This window comes from Aeromonas sp. XH, assembly GCF_033348475.1.
Classification (GTDB): Bacteria; Pseudomonadota; Gammaproteobacteria; order Enterobacterales; family Aeromonadaceae; genus Aeromonas; species Aeromonas sanarellii.
In genome coordinates this window covers 3,239,050-3,255,243 of sequence record NZ_CP137630.1, presented here as the reverse complement: position 1 = coordinate 3,255,243, position 16,194 = coordinate 3,239,050, and the positions used below count along the sequence as shown (strand labels likewise).

Genomic DNA, 16,194 nt, shown 5'->3' with positions numbered 1-16,194 from the left:
ATGGAACACTATATCAGTCTGTTGATTCGCTCGATCTTCATCGAGAACCTGGCGCTCTCCTTCTTCCTGGGGATGTGTACCTTCCTGGCGGTGTCCAAGAAGGTCAAGACCGCCATGGGCCTGGGGATCGCCGTTATCGTGGTTCAGACCGTGGCCGTCCCGGCCAACAACCTGATCTACAACTACGTGCTCAAAGACGGCGCCCTGGTGTCCGGTCTGGATCTCAGCTTCCTGAGCTTCATCACCTTCATCGGGGTGATCGCGGCCTTGGTGCAGATCCTGGAGATGGCGCTGGACAAGTATTTCCCGGCCCTCTACAACGCGCTCGGTATCTTCCTGCCGCTCATCACCGTGAACTGCGCCATCTTCGGCGGCGTCTCCTTCATGGTGCAGCGTGACTACAACTTCGTGGAGTCCGTGGTCTATGGCGTGGGATCGGGTGCAGGCTGGATGCTGGCCATCGTCGCGATGGCGGGGATCCGCGAGAAGATGAAGTATTCCGATGTTCCGGAAGGCCTGCGCGGCCTCGGCATCACCTTCATCACCGCGGGTCTGATGGCGCTGGGCTTCATGTCCTTCTCTGGTATTTCCCTGTAATCGGAAAGGAAATATAGATGGAAATTATTTTGGGTGTGGTCATGTTCACCGTGATCCTGCTGGCCTTGGTGGCAGTCATTCTGTTCGCCAAGTCCAAGCTGGTGACCGCCGGTGACGTGACAATCAGCATCAACGGCGACCCGGCCAAGGCTGTGACCAGCCCGGCGGGTGGCAAGCTGCTCGGCGTGCTGGCCGGCAGCGGTATCTTCGTCTCCTCCGCCTGCGGCGGCGGCGGCTCCTGTGGTCAGTGCAAGGTGCGGGTGAAATCCGGCGGCGGCGACATCCTGCCGACCGAGCTGGATCACATCAGCAAGGGTGAAGCCCGTCACGGCGAGCGTCTGGCCTGCCAGGTCACCGTGCGCTCCGACATGGACATCGAGCTGCCGGAAGAGATCTTCGGCGTGAAGAAGTGGGACTGTACCGTCATCTCCAATGACAACAAGGCCACCTTCATCAAGGAGCTCAAGCTGCAGATCCCCGATGGGGAGAGCGTGCCGTTCCGCGCCGGTGGTTATATCCAGATCGAAGCCCCTGCCCACCACGTGCAGTACAAGAACTTCGACATTCCCGAGGAGTATCGCGGCGACTGGGATCGCTTCAAGATCTTCGAGCTGGAGTCCAAGGTCAACGAGCCGATCATCCGTGCCTACTCCATGGCGAACTATCCGGAAGAGTTCGGCATCATCATGCTGAACGTGCGGATCGCGACCCCGCCGCCCAGCAACTGGACCGCTCCTCCCGGCCAGATGTCCTCCTACATCTTCAGCCTGAAGGCGGGGGACAAGGTGACCATCTCCGGTCCGTTCGGCGAGTTCTTCGCCAAGGACACCGATGCCGAGATGGTGTTCATCGGCGGTGGTGCGGGCATGGCGCCGATGCGTTCCCACATCTTCGACCAGCTGCGCCGTCTGAAGACCAAGCGCAAGATGAGCTTCTGGTACGGTGCCCGTTCCAAGCGCGAGATGTTCTATGTCGAGGACTTCGACATGCTGCAGGCCGAGAACGACAACTTCCAGTGGCACGTCGCCCTGTCGGATCCGCAACCGGAAGACAACTGGGACGGCTACACCGGCTTCATCCACAACGTGCTCTATGAGAACTACCTCAAGAACCACGAGGCGCCGGAAGATTGCGAGTTCTACATGTGCGGGCCTCCCGTGATGAACGCGGCCGTCATCAACATGCTGAAAAATCTCGGCGTTGAAGACGAAAACATCCTGCTGGATGACTTCGGTGGTTGATACATGCACAGCGTTGTAAAGACCTGGCTAGCCTTCGGGCTAGCCTTTTTCTTGACGGGGTGCGGTCAGGAAACGGTTCAATCCAAGCCGGAGATCCACATCACCGGCAGCACCATGGGGACCTACTACTCCATCAAGGTGGCGGATGACGCCGTCAAGGATGGGGCCAAGTTGCAGGCGGAGGTCGACGTCCTGCTGGAGCGGGTCAACGATCAGATGTCCACCTACAGACCCGATTCCGAGTTGTCGCGCTTCAACCAGCACAGGGACAATACCCCTGTGGTGGTCTCCCGCGACACCGCACGGGTGGTGACCGAGGCCATACACATCGGCCGCGAGAGCCGCGGCGCGCTGGACGTGACCGTGGGCCCCCTGGTCAATCTGTGGGGCTTTGGCCCGGATGCCAAGCCGACCAAGGTGCCGTCCGACGAGCTGATTAGCCAGACCCGTCAGAAGACCGGGCTCGGCAATCTGCACGTGATCACCTCGGTAGACGCGGACACCCTGCAGAAGGACATCCCGGATCTCTACGTGGACCTCTCCGCCATCGCCAAGGGCTTCGGGGTGGACAAGGTGGCCGAGTATCTGGAATCCTTGGGGGCGCGCAACTACCTGGTGGAGATCGGCGGCGAGCTGCGCATCAACGGGGTCAACGGCAAGGGGCATCCCTGGCGGGTGGCCATCGAGAAGCCGACTCTCAACGCCGGCTCGGTGCAGGAGGTGATAGTGCCGGGCGACAATGGCGTGGCCACCTCGGGGGACTATCGCAACTACTACGAGATGGACGGCAAGCGCTTCTCCCACACCATAGATCCGCTGACGGGCAAGCCTATCCAGCATCGCATGGTGTCGGTGACCGTGATCCACCCCTCCTGCATGACGGCGGACGGGTTGGCCACGGCGCTGACCGTCATGGGCCCGGAGAAGAGCCTGGCCTATGCCAGGGAGCGGGGCCTGGCGATCTTCGTGATCACCAAGACGGACGACGGCTTCGAGGAGACCTACTCGGAGGCCTTCAAACCCTATCTGGTCAAGAAGTAAGGGGTAACTACATGCAGATTTTTCTGATCACCTTCGGGGTGTTTCTGGCGGTGGTGGTGGCCATGGCCATCGGCTACATCTTCCAGAAGAAGAGCATCTCCGGCTCCTGTGGCGGCCTTGGTACCATAGGCATCGAGAAGGAGTGCGACTGCCCCGAGCCCTGCGACAACCGCAAGAAGAAGATGGCCAAGGAAGAGGCCCGTCGCAAGATGCTGGTGGACAACCGCATCATCTAACGGCGGATATCGCTCTGAAGGCAGCCTTGCAACGAAACGAGCCGCCCCCTGGGTCGGCTCGTTTTTTATGTGGCATGGGGTCAGTAGTCATATTGGCTGCATGCCTTTGCTTTGAACTCTTTCTTTCGCTTTGCCAGCTCTTCCCTGGTGCCCAGTTCATCCCCCTGCCTGATGGCGGTTTCCAGTATCTCGATGCGCTTGTATAGCCAGCTGCATTCGGCTGTCGGGTGATCCTTGGCCATGGTCGCTAGCGGCAACAGCAGCAGGCAGAGCCCCGCCCGGATGATGCTCATGCTTCTCCTCCTTGAGTCTCGTGTGGATGTGGCCTTGAGAGTCTATGCCGCCGCGCCCGCGCGCAGACTGGCAGAAATGACAGGCTTGGGGTAGCATGGGTCACCAAACTGGTTATATATACAGTATTTTTGTCGTTCGACACGCCTCCTAGCCGGAGGCCCAGGGTCTATCCCTATGATCTGTCCGGGAGGCTGTCGACACAGCAACAGACACGGCCATGCGCAAGATCATTCACATCGACATGGACTGCTTCTTCGCCGCGGTGGAGATGCGGGACAACCCGGCCCTCAGGGAGGTGCCGCTCGCCATTGGTGGCGCCGCCGACCGACGCGGGGTCATCTCCACCTGCAACTACGTGGCGCGCCGCTTCGGGGTGCGCTCCGCCATGCCGAGCGCCCTGGCCAGAAAGCTCTGTCCGCCATTGGTGCTGATCCCCGGGCGGATGGCCGTCTACAAGGAGACCTCCCGCCAGTTGCGCGCCATCTTCCTGCGCTACACCGAGCGGGTGGAGCCCCTGTCGCTGGATGAGGCCTACCTCGACGTCACCGACAGCCCCCACTGCGGCGGCAGCGCCACCCTGATGGCGATGGAGATCCGTGCCGCCATCCTGGCCGAGCTGGGGTTGACCGCCTCCGCCGGGGTGGCGCCGAACAAGTTCCTGGCCAAGCTCGCCTCCGAGCAGCGCAAGCCGGACGGCCTGTTCGTCATCCACCCCCGGGAGGTGGACGAGTTCGTGCGCCAGCTGCCTTTGGCCAAGCTGCCCGGGGTCGGGCGCAAGACGGCGGAGCGGCTGGAGTCGCAAGGCCTCTACTCCTGCGAGGATGCGCGCCAGCTCGGCAACGAGGAGCTGATCGCCCGTTTCGGCAAGCTCGGGGAGATGCTGGCCGGGCGGATCTGGGGTCACGACGAGCAGCCGGTGCAGCCCCAGCGGGTGCGCAAGACGGTCGGCGTGGAGACGACCCTGGCCAGCGACGTGCTGGACGAGGCGGCCTGCTGGGAAGTGCTCAGCCGGCTCATTCCCGAGCTGGAGCTGCGTTTCGCCAAGTCCTGCCCCGCCGAGGCGCTGATGGGGCAGGGGATCAAGCTGAAATTCGCCGACTTTCACCAGACCACCGTCTATCGCAAGGGCAGCTATCAGGCGACCCGCTTCCACGATCTGCTGCACGAGGGCCTGCAACGGGCTCAAGGAAAGCCCATTCGTCTGCTCGGCCTGGTGGTCGGTCTGCCCGGCAGCGATGAAATCAACCAACTGAGCCTGGATCTGAGTTGATTTAGTTAAGTTTTTGTTTCCAAATCCGATACAGTGTCTACCTCTGTAGAAGTCAGGAAATCATACATGAGTGCTTTTTCTGTTCAGGGACGGATCACCCTGATCGCCGGTTGTTGCCTGTTGGCCAGTGCCGCCGCCCTGGTCGCCTCTTCCCTCTTCAACGCGGCCCGCATGCAGGAGCAGGTGCTCACCTCCACCACGCTGGAGGGGCAGCACGCGGCAGAAAACTGGATGCAGGCCATGGGGGCCACCCAGGCGGCCCGGGTCACCAGCTACCTCGACGAAGCCTATTTCAGGGCCACCCTGCTGGCCGAAGGCATATTGTTCCAGCGCAAGAATGCGGCCGACAACTTCGTCCACTCCGAGGCGCTGCGCAATGCGGTCAACCAGCAGTTGCAGGATGCGGCGGAGTCTTCCGCCAACCTGATCGGGGTCTACGGGGTGTTCGAGCCGAACCAGCTCGACGGCGAAGACGCCAACTATCAGGGCTCGACCGCGCTCGGGGCCAACGACAAGGGACGTTTCTCCAGCTACTGGGCCAGGGTCGATGGCAAGGTGACCCTGGAGGTGATGGACGAGGCCATGCTGGCCAATGACAAACCGTCAGAGCACGGTGGCCTGGAGAACGACTGGTACAGCTGCAGCATTCGCAGCAAGGCCCTCTGCCTGCTCGAACCCTATGTGGACGAGGTGGGGGGCAAGCCGGTGCTGATGACCTCGGTGACGGCTCCCCTGCTGGAGGAGGGCAATCTGCTCGGCATGGTCGGGGTCGACATCTCGCTGGCCACCTTGCAAAACCTGGTGGAGGAGATGGACAAGACCCTCTACGGGGGGCAGGGCAAGGTGCTGCTGCTCAGCCACGAGGGACGGGTCGCCGGCGTGGAGGGATTCCAGGTCGCCCCTGGCAACCGCCTGGCGCAATCGCCGTTGGCGCAGGATCTCGACGGCTGGCTCGCCAAGGGGGACGTGGCCACCCGTTGGAGCCCGGACGGCGCCCTGTTGCAGACCTTCGTGCCGGTCAGCATGCGCGGCACGGATCGCAAGTGGGGCATCTACATCGAGCTGCCCCGCGCCGTGGTGCTCGCCTCCGCCCTGCAACTGCAGGGGCAGCTTGAGGAGCAGGCCCAGCACAGCGTGGCCGCCCAGCTGCTGATCGGTGGAGGGATCTCGGTGATCGCCCTGTTCTGCATCTGGCTGATGGCGCAGCGCATCGTTGCGCCCATCCGGACCGTGGTGGCTCGTCTCAAGGACATCGCCAGCGGCGAGGGGGATCTGACCCAGCGTATCGTGCTGCAGCGGGACGACGAGATAGGCGAGCTGGCCAAGTGGTTCAACAACTTCCTGGACAAGCTGCAATCTACCATCAGCCAGGTGATCGACACCGTCTCGGGTACCCGGGCCAGCGCGGCCCTGGCGGCCCAGGGCGCTGCCCGGACCAGTGCCGGCATGCAGGCCCAGTATCAGGAGGTGGACCTGGTGGCGACGGCGTTCGAGGAGCTGAGCGCCACCGCCCTGCAGGTGGCCGGCAACGCGAATTCGGCGGTGAGTGCGGCGGACCAGGCCGACCGGGCGGCCCAGGAGGGCAAGTCCGTGGTGGCACAGACACAGGAGGCCATGTCCAGGCTGATGACGGTGATCAGCGACGCCAAGCCGGTGGTGGAGCATTTGGCCGCCAACAGCGACAACATCAACGACATCCTGGTGGTGATCCAGGGAATAGCCGAACAGACCAACTTGCTGGCGCTCAACGCCGCCATCGAGGCGGCGCGGGCCGGCGAGCAGGGGCGCGGGTTCGCCGTGGTGGCGGACGAGGTGCGCAATCTGGCGGGTCGCACCCAGAACGCCATCGTCGAGATCCAGACGCTGATCACCGAGCTGCAGTCCGGCACCGAGGCGGTGGTGAAGGCGATCCTGACCGGCCACAGCCAGGCGGACGTGACCCTCGGCAAGGTGGAGCTGTCGGTCAGCGTGCTGGAGCAGATCATCCAGTCGGTCGGCACCATCCACCAGATGAACGAGCAGATCGCGAGGGCGGCGCAGGAGCAGAGCGGGGTGGCGGACGAGATCAACCGCAACGTCAGCAACATCCGCGACGTGAGCCACAGCATCCGGGCCGAGGCGGCCAACTCCGCCGACAACGGACGGGAGCTGTCGCAACTGGCGGACAAGCAGCAGCAACTGGTGGGGCAGTTCCGGGTGTAGTGACGCGTGCAGGGATAAGAAAAAAGGCGCCATCCAGGGGAGGCGCCAAACACATTCAGATGACAGACTGGGTTAAATCGACCTGATTTAGCCCCTTCTTCCCGCAGAGGAAGAAACACAACACCACAATCTTTGTCAGCCCACCCACAAAAACCACATGTAAACCAACATGGAAGAGAAGGTGTGAGCCATATGACAACGAATTGCAGGGCGAATTATGTTTATTCACTGGTCGACCCGCAACCGACAATTTATAATGCGCCCCATTAGAAAAATTCATCGTCGGCCGATCCCATGTCTCGTCGTTTACCTCCGCTCAATGCACTGAAGGCGTTTGAAGCCGCGGCTCGTCACTTGAGCTTTACCCGCGCAGCAGAAGAGCTGTTCGTGACCCAGGCCGCCATCAGCCACCAGATAAAGGCGCTGGAGGAGTACCTCGGCATCAAGCTGTTTCGCCGCAAGAACCGCTCTCTGCTGTTGACCGAGGAGGGGCAGAGCTACTTCCTCGACATCAAGGACATCTTCGCCTCCATCTCGGAGGCGACCGACAAGCTGCTGGCGCGCAGCGCCAAGGGGGCGCTCACCGTTTCCCTGCAGCCGAGTTTCGCCATCCAGTGGCTGGTGCCCAGGCTGGTGAAGTTCAGCGAGCGCCACCCGGATATCGACGTGCGGATCAAGGCGGTGGACATGGACGAGGGCTCGCTCACCGACGACGTGGACGTGGCCATCTACTACGGTCGCGGCAACTGGCCTGGGTTGCGCTCTGACAAGCTGCACACCGAGTACCTGATCCCGGTCTGTTCGCCGCTCTTGCTGAGCGGCCCCAAGCCCCTGCGCACCCCGGAGGATCTGATCCGGCACACCCTGCTGCACGACACCTCCCGACGCGACTGGAAGGCCTGGTTCCGCCAGCTCGACATCGACGCGCCAAACGTCAACCAGGGGCCCATCTTCAGCCACTCCACCATGGTGATCCAGGCGGCGATCCACGGTCAGGGGGTGGCGCTCGGCCACAGCGTGCTGGCCCAGCCGGAGATCGAGGCGGGGCGCCTCATCTGCCCGTTCGAGCAGGTGCTGGTGAGCAAGAACGCCTTCTACCTGGTGTGCCAGGAGCAGCAGTCCGATCAGGGCAAGATAGTGGCCTTCCGCGACTGGATGCTGGAGCTGGTGGAGCAGGAGGAGGCCCGTCGCCGGGCCCGGCTCGCCGATGGCTGAGGCGCTGGACGTGATCCGGGAGGGGGCGCACGACGCCCCGGTTCGCATTCTGCTGGCCCACGGCGCGGGTGCCGACATGGAGCACGACTTCCTCGCCCGGCTCTCGGCTCTGCTGGCCGGGTCTGACATCGAAGTGGTGCGCTTCAACTTCCCCTACATGACCAAGCGGGCCCAGGACGGCAAGCGCAGGCCGCCGGACCGGCAGCCGGTGCTGCTCGCCCACTGGCGCCAGGTGGTGAAGGATTTTGCCCATCCCCGGCTGTTTCTGGCGGGCAAGTCCATGGGCGGGCGCATGGCGGCAGAACTCTATCAGGACGGTGAGGACGAGATGGATGCTGCAGGATTGATCGTTCTCGGGTATCCTTTCCACCCCCCGGCCAGGCCCGACCGCTGGCGAGGCGAGGTGCTCAAGCAGATCACCACGCCCACCCTGCTGCTGCAGGGGGAGCGCGATACCTTCGGCAGCCGCGCCGAGCTGGCCGACTTCCCCTTCTCACCCGTCGTATCGGTCCACTGGCTGACCGACGGGGATCATGGTTTCAAGCCGAGAAAGGCGAGCGGTCTTGGCGAGCAGGACAACCTGCGGGAGGCGGCGGAGCGGATCCGGGCCTTTGTCGCCGACAGGCTGGCGCACGCCTGAGGGGCGCGAATGCAAGGAGAGAGGATGCAGATCCAACGACACTGGCTGGTGCTTGCCGGTTTCTTCGGCCTGACGGCCACCCTGCTGGGGGCCTATGGCGCCCACGGGCTGGCGGCGACCGGTATCACGCCCGAGCGCCTGGCGGCGTTCAACACCGCCGTGCAGTATCAGTTTTTCCACGCCCTGGCCCTGATGGTGCTGGGGCTCTGCGACGTGCGCAGCAAGGTGATCACCTTCGCGGGCACGGCCTTTGTGCTGGGGATCCTGGGATTCTCCGGCAGTATTTACGCCATGGTGCTGCTTGGCAGCAAGGGGCTGGGGCTCATCACCCCTGCCGGTGGCCTCTGTTTTATGTTGGGATGGGCGGCTCTGATATGGGCCGGCTGTCGTCTTGGAGGAAAGAATGAATAATCTGCTGCTTTATTGCCGCCCGGGTTTTGAGAAAGAGGCGGCGGCAGAGATCACCGAGCGTGCCAGCAACATGCAGTGCTACGGTTTCGCCCGGGTCAAGGACGACAGCGGTTACGTGCTCTTCGAGCTGTATGACGAGGAGCAGGCCGACCTGCTGGCCCGCAAGCTGCCGTTCCGGGAGCTCATCTTCATCCGCCAGATGCTGGTGGTGACCCACGAGCTGAAGGAGCTGGATCTCTCCGATCGGGTCACTCCCATCGTCGAGGCGACCCGGGGCTACGCCATCTGCGGTGATCTGCGGGTGGAGACGGCCGACACCAACGAGGCGAAGGAGCTCTCCGCCTTCTGCCGCAAGTTCACCGTGCCCCTGCGCCAGGCCCTGCGCGGCAACGAGATCCTGACCAAGAAGGAGACGCCCCACCGTCCGGTGTTCCACGCCTTCTTCCTGGCCAACGATCACCTGATGCTGGGTTACTCCTACTCCTTCAACAACTCCGCGTTCCACATGGGGATCCCGCGCCTGCGCTTCCCGGCCGATGCGCCGAGCCGCTCCAGCCTCAAGCTGGAAGAGGCCTTCTACGTCTTCGTGCCGCGGGAAGAGTGGGACTTGCGCCTGTGCTCCGGCCTGAAGGCGGTGGATCTCGGCGCCTGCCCGGGGGGCTGGACCTATCAGCTGGTGCGTCGCGGCATGATGGTGACCGCGGTGGACAACGGCATGATGGCGCAGTCCCTGATGGATACCGGTCAGGTCAAGCACATCCGCGATGACGGCTTCGTCTGGCGTCCGAGCAAGAAGAACACCTACTGGCTGGTGTGCGACATGGTGGACAAGCCGGCGCGGGTGACCCACATGATCGCCGACTGGTTCCGGGAGAACGACTGCCAGGAGGCGATGTTCAACCTCAAGCTGCCGATGAAGAAGCGCTACGCCGAGGCGGTGCACAACATCGAGGTGCTGCGGGAGCTGCTCAGGGAGATCGACAACAGCTTCGTGATCCAGGCCAAGCAGCTCTACCACGATCGGGAAGAGATCACGGTACACGTCTACAACAAGTTCTGGGTCTCCAAGCTGTCGCCCAAGACCTGATCGCCGGTCAGAAAGCCAGTTCGATTGGCGAGACGTAATCGGACGATCACGACCATAGTGATGGCAAGAGTGATGGCAAAAAAAACCGGACGGGGTAACCCGTCCGGTTTTTTTGTTCCCTGACCCCGTTAGAAACGGTAGTCGAAGGTAACCTTGGATTCGTCGTCCGTGACCTTGATCTCCACCTGCAGGGGGATGCTCTTGTCGGTCGGGGTGAACTGCATCTTGACGCCGTCTCCGCGCAGCTTGACCGCGGTGTTGAGTCCCCCGGCGTTGAACTTGATCCTGGGTTTGTGCTTCTCGAAGGAGAGGCTCACGCTCTTCTCGGCGGTCAGGTTCAGTTTCTGATAGGGGGTCACCTGGCTGTTGCCGTTGCTGTCGGTCACGATGTCCAGGCCGAAGGAGAGGGGTTTGGGGGCCTTGAGCAGGTCGTTGGTATCCAAGTTCGACGTCCAGACCTGCTTGGCAGGCGGCTCGTGCTGGGGAGGTTTTGTCAGCCAGGCATTGTCGATGGGCCTGTCCAGGGCCAGGGCACTGCTGCTGACGATCAGCAAGATGAAAGTGGCACGCATGGTGGATCTCCTTATCCTCCATATGAACATAGTATTCATCTGACGAGGGAGGTAGGGGGATCCGGCATGAAATGAAGGGAGCCTAAGCTCCCTTTTTAGATCAATCGGTTAGACAGGATTCACAGACGATCTATGATGGCCTGGGTGAATTCGCTGGTGGAGGCGGAGCCCCCCAGGTCCCGGGTCACCCGATCGCCGGACTCGATGGTCGAGCGCACGGCCTCGCGAATGCGCTCCGCCTTGTCCTGCATGCCCAGGTACTCCAGCATCTGGATGGAGGCGAGGATCACCGAGGTGGGGTTGGCGATGTTCTTGCCGGCAATGTCCGGCGCAGAGCCGTGCACCGCTTCGAAGATGGCGGCCCCTTCACCTATGTTGGCGCCCGGCGCCATGCCTAAGCCCCCCACCAGACCGGCGCACAGATCCGAGAGGATGTCGCCGAACAGGTTGGTGGTGACCATGACATCGAACCGCTCCGGGTACATCACCAGGTTCATGCAGGCGGCGTCGACGATCATCTCCTCGTTCTGGATGTCCGGGTAGCGGGCGGCCACCTGGCGGGCCACTTCCAGGAACAGGCCGGAGGTGGACTTGAGGATGTTGGCCTTGTGGATGATGGTGACCTTCTTGCGCCCTTCCTGACGCGCCAGCTCGAAGGCGAAGGTGACGATTCGCTCGGCCCCTTCCCGGGTGATGATGCTCATCGCCTCGGCGCTCTGGTTGTCATCGCTGCGCTTCTGGCCCGCGCCCGAGTACATGCCCTCGGTGTTCTCGCGCACCGTGATGATGTCGATGTTGTCGTAGCGGCTCCTGGTGCCCTTGAAGGAGAGCACGGGGCGCACGTTGGCGTAGAGGTTGAACTTCTTGCGCAGGGAGACGTTGATGGAGGTAAAGCCGCCGCCGACCGGGGTGGTGAGCGGGCCCTTCAGGGTGACCTTGTTCTTCTCGATGAGATCCAGCGTGGACTGGGGCAGCAGCTCGCCGTGTTTCTCCAGCGCGACCAGGCCTGCGTCTGCATATTCGTAGTCGAAATCACACCCCGCGTGGGTCAGGATCTGGATGGCGGATTCGATGATGCTGGGGCCTATGCCGTCGCCCGGGATGACGGTAATTTTTCTTTTTGACATGAGACGTATCCACTTCTAGGGAACAGAGGGGGAGGATTCGGCGGTTTTATACCATTTTTGCACCACTTTCTCCATGTTTCTTTACATATATCCCATTTATGTCAACAGGTACGGCCTGTCTGGGGGAAGGGGGTGCTGGTGATCAGGCCCCTGCTTCCTGTGCGGGCGGGTAGCGGATCTCCCTGAGGTTGAAGCCGAGGGGAATGTCCAGCTGCAGCCGTACCAGCCGCTGGGCCAGCAGGGCGTCATCCCTGTGCTGGCGCAGCTTGAGCAGGGGCTTGGCCGCGCTCTCCTGCTCGCAGGCATCGAGCAGGGCGGCCAGGGTCCCGTATTGCTGCAGCAACTGGGTGGCGGTCTTGGGACCTATGCCGGGCACCCCCTTGATGTTGGAGCCGCCTATCCCGGTCAGGGCCCAGAAGTCCACCAGCTGCGACGGCGCAACGCCGTACTGCTGCTGGACGAAGGCGGCATCCAGCCAGCGCTTGTTGAAGTAGTCCCGTACCCGGATCTGCGGGCAGATGAGCTGGCAGAACCCCTTGTCGGTGGAGATGATGGTGGCCCGCGCCCCGCGCCTGGCCATGCCGTCGGCCAGGGTGGCGATGAGATCGTCCGCCTCGTCGGTCTGGGAGAGCAGGGCATCGACGCCGCACTCCCAGAAGGCATCCTGCAGCTCGGCGAGCCCCTCTCTCAGCTCCTGGGGCATGGGGGTTCGCCCCTCCTTGTAGGCCGGATAAATCTCCTTGCGCCAGCTGTGCACCTCGCCGTCGAATACCGCGATGGCATGGGTCGGCTCGCTGTTGGCCAGCAGCTTCTTGCTGGTGTTGATGAGGTTGGCACGGGTGGCGATCAGGGCCTGGGCCGGAGTCAACCCCTGCTGGGCCTGGACCGCGTGCAGCCGGCGGATCAGGTTGAGGGCATCGATGATAAGCAGGTGAGGCCTGAGGTTTGGCATGGAAGGGGCACTCTTGGCGGTCGGGACGGCCCATTGTAACAAGGGATGAACGCCTTGCTAACCCTGAAGGGGCGTGACGGCAAGATGCGAAGAAGGGGCCTGTCGGCCCCTTGGGTCACTCGGGGGCATGCCCCTCATTTCACGATTTCGTAGCAGGGGATGTACTGGCTGCCCGGCAGCTTCATGCGCTGCTGCCTGACGAAGCTCTCCAGCAGCCTGTCCATCAGGTGCATCAGCTCCTTGTCGCCGTGCAGCTTGAAGGGGCCCTTCTTCTCGATGGCCCGGATGCCCCCTTCCTTGACGTTGCCGGCGACGATGCCGGAGAAGGCGCGGCGCAGGTTGGCCGCCAGCAACTGGGGCGGCTGGTTGCGGTGCAGATCCAGGCTGGCCATGCTGGCGTGATCCGGCTCGAACGGCAGCTGGAACTCCGGCTCTATCCGCAATGACCAGTTGAAGGAGTAGGCATCCCCCACCGACTTGCGATACTCGCGGATCTTCGGCATCGCCTCCTTCATGACGCGGGCCACCTCGGGCGCATCGCCGATGATGATCCGGTAGAGGCTGGTGGCGGTTTCCCCCAGGGTCGCCTTGACGAAGTCGTCGATGGCGCGGAAGTAGTCGGCGCTCTCCTTGGGGCCGGTTAGCACTATGGGGATGGGTTGGCGCTCGTTGGCCGGGTGCATCATGATGCCGAGCAGGTAGAGCAGTTCCTCGGCGGTGCCCACCCCGCCCGGGAAGATGATGATGCCGTGGCCCAGGCGCACGAAGGCCTCCAGCCGCTTCTCGATGTCCGGCAGGATCACCAGTTCGTTGACGATGGGGTTCGGCGGCTCGGCGGCGATGATGGAGGGTTCGGTCAGGCCGATGTAGCGGCCGTTGCGCACCCGCTGCTTGGCGTGGCCGACGGCGGCTCCCTTCATGGGGCCCTCCATGGCACCCGGGCCGCAGCCGGTGCAGATGTTGAGCTCCCGCAGCCCCAGCTCGCTCCCCACCGCGCGGGTGTACTGGTACTCCACCTCGTTGATGGAGTGGCCGCCCCAGCAGACCACCAGGTTGGGGTCGGCGCCGGGCAGGATCGCCTTGGCGTTGCGCAGGATGGCGAACACCACGTTGGAGATGTGGGTGGAGCTGGTCAGGTTGACCAGTCGGTTGGACTCGAGCTGGGTCGACACATAGAGGATGTCCCGCAGCACGGAGAAGAGGTGCTCCTGGATGCCGCGGATGATCTCGCCATCGACGAAGGCGTGCTCGGGGGCGTTGAACAGCTCGAGCTTGACCCCGCGCTCGCGCCGGATCACGTGAATATCGAAGGACTTGAAGCGTTCCAGTATCTCTTTGGAACTGTCGGTGTGGCTGCCGGAGTTGAGCACCGCCAGCGAGCAGTTGCGAAACAGTTGATAGATATCGCTGGAGGCGGTCTGCTTGAGGCGATCCACCTCGAGCTGGGACAGCAGGTCCATGCTGCCCACGGGATTGATGTGTGTAATCATAATTTCCCCTTTCACTCGCTTGTTATCGTTGTGCTTTCCCTGGGGAGAAAACGGGATGCCTTGGCATCCCTCGGTTCGATAGTAGAGGCAAGGGGGTGGGCAGGGGAATAGGGGGAAAGTGCGTTTGCCGGTTTTTTAGCCGCGGTCAAGTCCGGATTCAGGCGAGATTGACCTGATCCCGGCCCGAGTGCTTGGAGCTGTAGAGCGCCTTGTCGGCGCGCTCGAAGACGTCCGTGGTATGGTCGCCCGGGCGGAACAGGGTGGCCCCGATGGAGATGGTGATCTCGACCCTGGCATCGCGGAAGCGGAACGGGATGCTCTTGACCGTCTGGCGCAGGTTCTCCAGGGGCTTCTGGTACTTGTCCGGGTTGATGTTCGGCAGCAATACCACGAACTCCTCCCCGCCGAAGCGGGCGATGAAGTCGGTGTCGCGCAAGGCGTTCTGCAGGGCCTTGGCCACCACTTTCAGGGCCTTGTCGCCGGCCATGTGGCCGTAGTTGTCGTTGATGTGCTTGAAGTGATCGATGTCGATGATGGCCAGGCACAGTGGGGTGCCGTAACGCAGCCAGCGCTTGTATTCGAGTTCCAGCCGTTCGTCGAGGGCCGCCCGGTTGTGCACCTGGGTCAGGCTGTCGAGGAACAGCTTGTGCTTCTGGATGGTGAGCCGCTTCTTGTACTCGGCCGTTTCCTCCTTCATCAGCCGCAGCTTGGCTTCCATGTTGGAGAGGTGGGTGAGCAGATGGCGTTCGCGGCTGACCATCTCCTCCCGTTCCTGCTGCAGGCGGCGGATGGTGTCCAGGTGACCGCCGATGGCTCCCTTGAGCCGTGCGGGGGAGTCATGGGTGATCAGGGCCCGATCGATGGCGGCCAGTTCCCGTTCCAGCGCCTGGCCGCTGAGGTGGGCGGCATCCTGCAGGGCGCGCCCCTCGTCCAGGGTCTCGGTGAAGCTGAAATGGACCGCGGAGAGGCTCTCGTTCAGGGTGCTGAGGAAGGCCTGGGAGGCTTTGCGCTCCTCCCGGGTGCCTTCGATGATGAGCTCGATGATCTGCAGGCAGACTTCGGCCAGCAGGGCAGGGGTGATGCCCCCGAGCAACTGGCGGCGGATGTCGGCCAGGCTCTCGCCCACGGCGCCGGCAAAATCCAGCTCTGTGATGAGGCGCTGCAACTCATCGGAGATCTGGGCGTGCGCCTTGACATCGAATGAATCTGAAGGGGACGGACTGGAGAGCTCGGTGGGGATCTCCGCCGAAGGCGGGATCAGCGGCTGGCGTGGCAGCAGCTGGATCTTGATGGCCTGCTGGTAGAACTCCAGCAGGCGGATCACCTTCTTTTGGTGATCCCCGATGCCGTAGCTCTCCGGGCTGGCGAGAAACTCCTTGAGCGCTCGCCGGGTCTCTTCCGGGAAGCCCTTGATGGTCTTGAGCTGCTTGCTGCCCAGATCGATGGCGGCCCGGGTCAGGCTGATGGACTCCTCCATGGCGTGGCTGTGCTGCTGCAACAGCTTCTCGATGGCGGCGAGTTCGGCATCGATGGAGGTGAGCGGGGGGGAGCCGTCCAGCTTCTGCTTGAGCTTGGCCAGCCGGTTGTCCAGCTCGCGATCGTGGCCACGGCAGGCCTGCATCAGCTTGCCGATGAACTGGATGCTGCGGGCACGTTCGGTTTCGGAGAACGTGGCCATGCCATCGAGTTCCTGCTGTTTTTGCTGGAGGGATTCCCTGAGTCTTGCCAGTTGTCCGGTTACGGCAGCCATATCATTCATTGTTCAGGTCGCCCTGTTGTCATTATCGTTTTTGTATCGTCCAGCAACAGTCAGCCAATG

16 protein-coding genes are annotated in these 16,194 nt (G+C 62.7%); 10 read left to right on the top strand and 6 right to left on the bottom strand.

From position 1 onward, the window contains the following. Genes nqrE through nqrM form a run of 4 tightly spaced genes read left to right on the top strand, consistent with a single transcriptional unit; the run spans position 1 to position 3,115 of the window. Positions 1–597, top strand: a complete 597-nt coding sequence (gene nqrE / locus R2B70_RS14890; protein ID WP_005303538.1) for an NADH:ubiquinone reductase (Na(+)-transporting) subunit E — start codon at positions 1–3, stop codon at positions 595–597. A 17-nt stretch (positions 598–614) separates the two neighbouring features. Beyond that, complete coding sequence (nqrF, locus tag R2B70_RS14885; protein ID WP_318161874.1) at positions 615–1,838, top strand: NADH:ubiquinone reductase (Na(+)-transporting) subunit F; 1,224 nt, start codon at positions 615–617, stop codon at positions 1,836–1,838. A 3-nt stretch (positions 1,839–1,841) separates the two neighbouring features. Beyond that, positions 1,842–2,879: an FAD:protein FMN transferase gene (locus tag R2B70_RS14880; protein ID WP_042074777.1), complete on the top strand. Its 1,038-nt coding sequence runs from the start codon at positions 1,842–1,844 to the stop codon at positions 2,877–2,879. An 11-nt stretch (positions 2,880–2,890) separates the two neighbouring features. Further along, positions 2,891–3,115, top strand: coding sequence for a (Na+)-NQR maturation NqrM (gene nqrM / locus R2B70_RS14875; protein ID WP_318161872.1), 225 nt, complete (start codon positions 2,891–2,893; stop codon positions 3,113–3,115). A gap of 80 nt (positions 3,116–3,195) precedes the next feature. Here the strand turns inward: nqrM and R2B70_RS14870 are convergent, their stop codons facing one another. Continuing rightward, positions 3,196–3,408 carry a hypothetical protein gene (locus tag R2B70_RS14870; RefSeq protein ID WP_039040708.1) on the bottom strand — a complete coding sequence of 71 codons (213 nt, stop codon included), beginning with the start codon at positions 3,406–3,408 and terminating at the stop codon, positions 3,196–3,198. A 218-nt stretch (positions 3,409–3,626) separates the two neighbouring features. Here R2B70_RS14870 and dinB point away from each other — a divergent pair, with 218 nt between their 5' ends. The 6 genes from dinB (at position 3,627) to rlmM (ending at position 10,234) form a co-directional block, all read left to right on the top strand. After that, positions 3,627–4,679 carry a DNA polymerase IV gene (gene dinB, locus R2B70_RS14865; protein WP_318161870.1) on the top strand — a complete coding sequence of 351 codons (1,053 nt, stop codon included), beginning with the start codon at positions 3,627–3,629 and terminating at the stop codon, positions 4,677–4,679. A 66-nt stretch (positions 4,680–4,745) separates the two neighbouring features. After that, positions 4,746–6,881, top strand: coding sequence for a methyl-accepting chemotaxis protein (locus R2B70_RS14860; protein ID WP_318161869.1), 2,136 nt, complete (start codon positions 4,746–4,748; stop codon positions 6,879–6,881). A 294-nt stretch (positions 6,882–7,175) separates the two neighbouring features. Further along, positions 7,176–8,096 carry a transcriptional regulator GcvA gene (locus R2B70_RS14855; protein ID WP_202211517.1) on the top strand — a complete coding sequence of 307 codons (921 nt, stop codon included), beginning with the start codon at positions 7,176–7,178 and terminating at the stop codon, positions 8,094–8,096. Beyond that, on the top strand, positions 8,089–8,736 hold the full coding sequence (locus tag R2B70_RS14850) for an alpha/beta family hydrolase (RefSeq protein ID WP_318161868.1): 648 nt from the start codon (positions 8,089–8,091) through the stop codon (positions 8,734–8,736). The genes R2B70_RS14855 and R2B70_RS14850 overlap by 8 nt, the downstream gene beginning before the upstream one ends. Before the next feature lie 24 nt (positions 8,737–8,760). Beyond that, positions 8,761–9,147 carry a DUF423 domain-containing protein gene (locus R2B70_RS14845; protein WP_202211515.1) on the top strand — a complete coding sequence of 129 codons (387 nt, stop codon included), beginning with the start codon at positions 8,761–8,763 and terminating at the stop codon, positions 9,145–9,147. Then, entirely contained in the window at positions 9,140–10,234 is a 1,095-nt protein-coding gene (gene rlmM / locus R2B70_RS14840) for a 23S rRNA (cytidine(2498)-2'-O)-methyltransferase RlmM (RefSeq protein WP_318161867.1), read from the top strand. The genes R2B70_RS14845 and rlmM overlap by 8 nt, the downstream gene beginning before the upstream one ends. Before the next feature lie 128 nt (positions 10,235–10,362). Here rlmM and R2B70_RS14835 read toward each other — a convergent pair whose 3' ends face one another. From R2B70_RS14835 to R2B70_RS14815, 5 genes are all read right to left on the bottom strand, one after another. Further along, complete coding sequence (locus tag R2B70_RS14835; protein ID WP_042074763.1) at positions 10,363–10,806, bottom strand: hypothetical protein; 444 nt, start codon at positions 10,804–10,806, stop codon at positions 10,363–10,365. Between the two features lie 119 nt (positions 10,807–10,925). Further along, positions 10,926–11,933 (bottom strand): isocitrate dehydrogenase, encoded by a 1,008-nt coding sequence (locus R2B70_RS14830; protein ID WP_318161866.1) that lies wholly within the window; start codon positions 11,931–11,933, stop codon positions 10,926–10,928. 142 nt (positions 11,934–12,075) lie between these two features. After that, positions 12,076–12,885, bottom strand: a complete 810-nt coding sequence (gene xni, locus R2B70_RS14825) for a flap endonuclease Xni (RefSeq protein WP_318161865.1) — start codon at positions 12,883–12,885, stop codon at positions 12,076–12,078. Positions 12,886–13,019: 134 nt separating this feature from the next. Then, complete coding sequence (ppnN, locus tag R2B70_RS14820) at positions 13,020–14,375, bottom strand: nucleotide 5'-monophosphate nucleosidase PpnN (protein WP_216990821.1); 1,356 nt, start codon at positions 14,373–14,375, stop codon at positions 13,020–13,022. 157 nt (positions 14,376–14,532) lie between these two features. Beyond that, a complete protein-coding gene (locus tag R2B70_RS14815; RefSeq protein ID WP_209793919.1) occupies positions 14,533–16,134 on the bottom strand; it encodes a GGDEF domain-containing protein in 1,602 nt (533 codons plus the stop codon). Positions 16,135–16,194 lie beyond the last annotated feature (60 nt).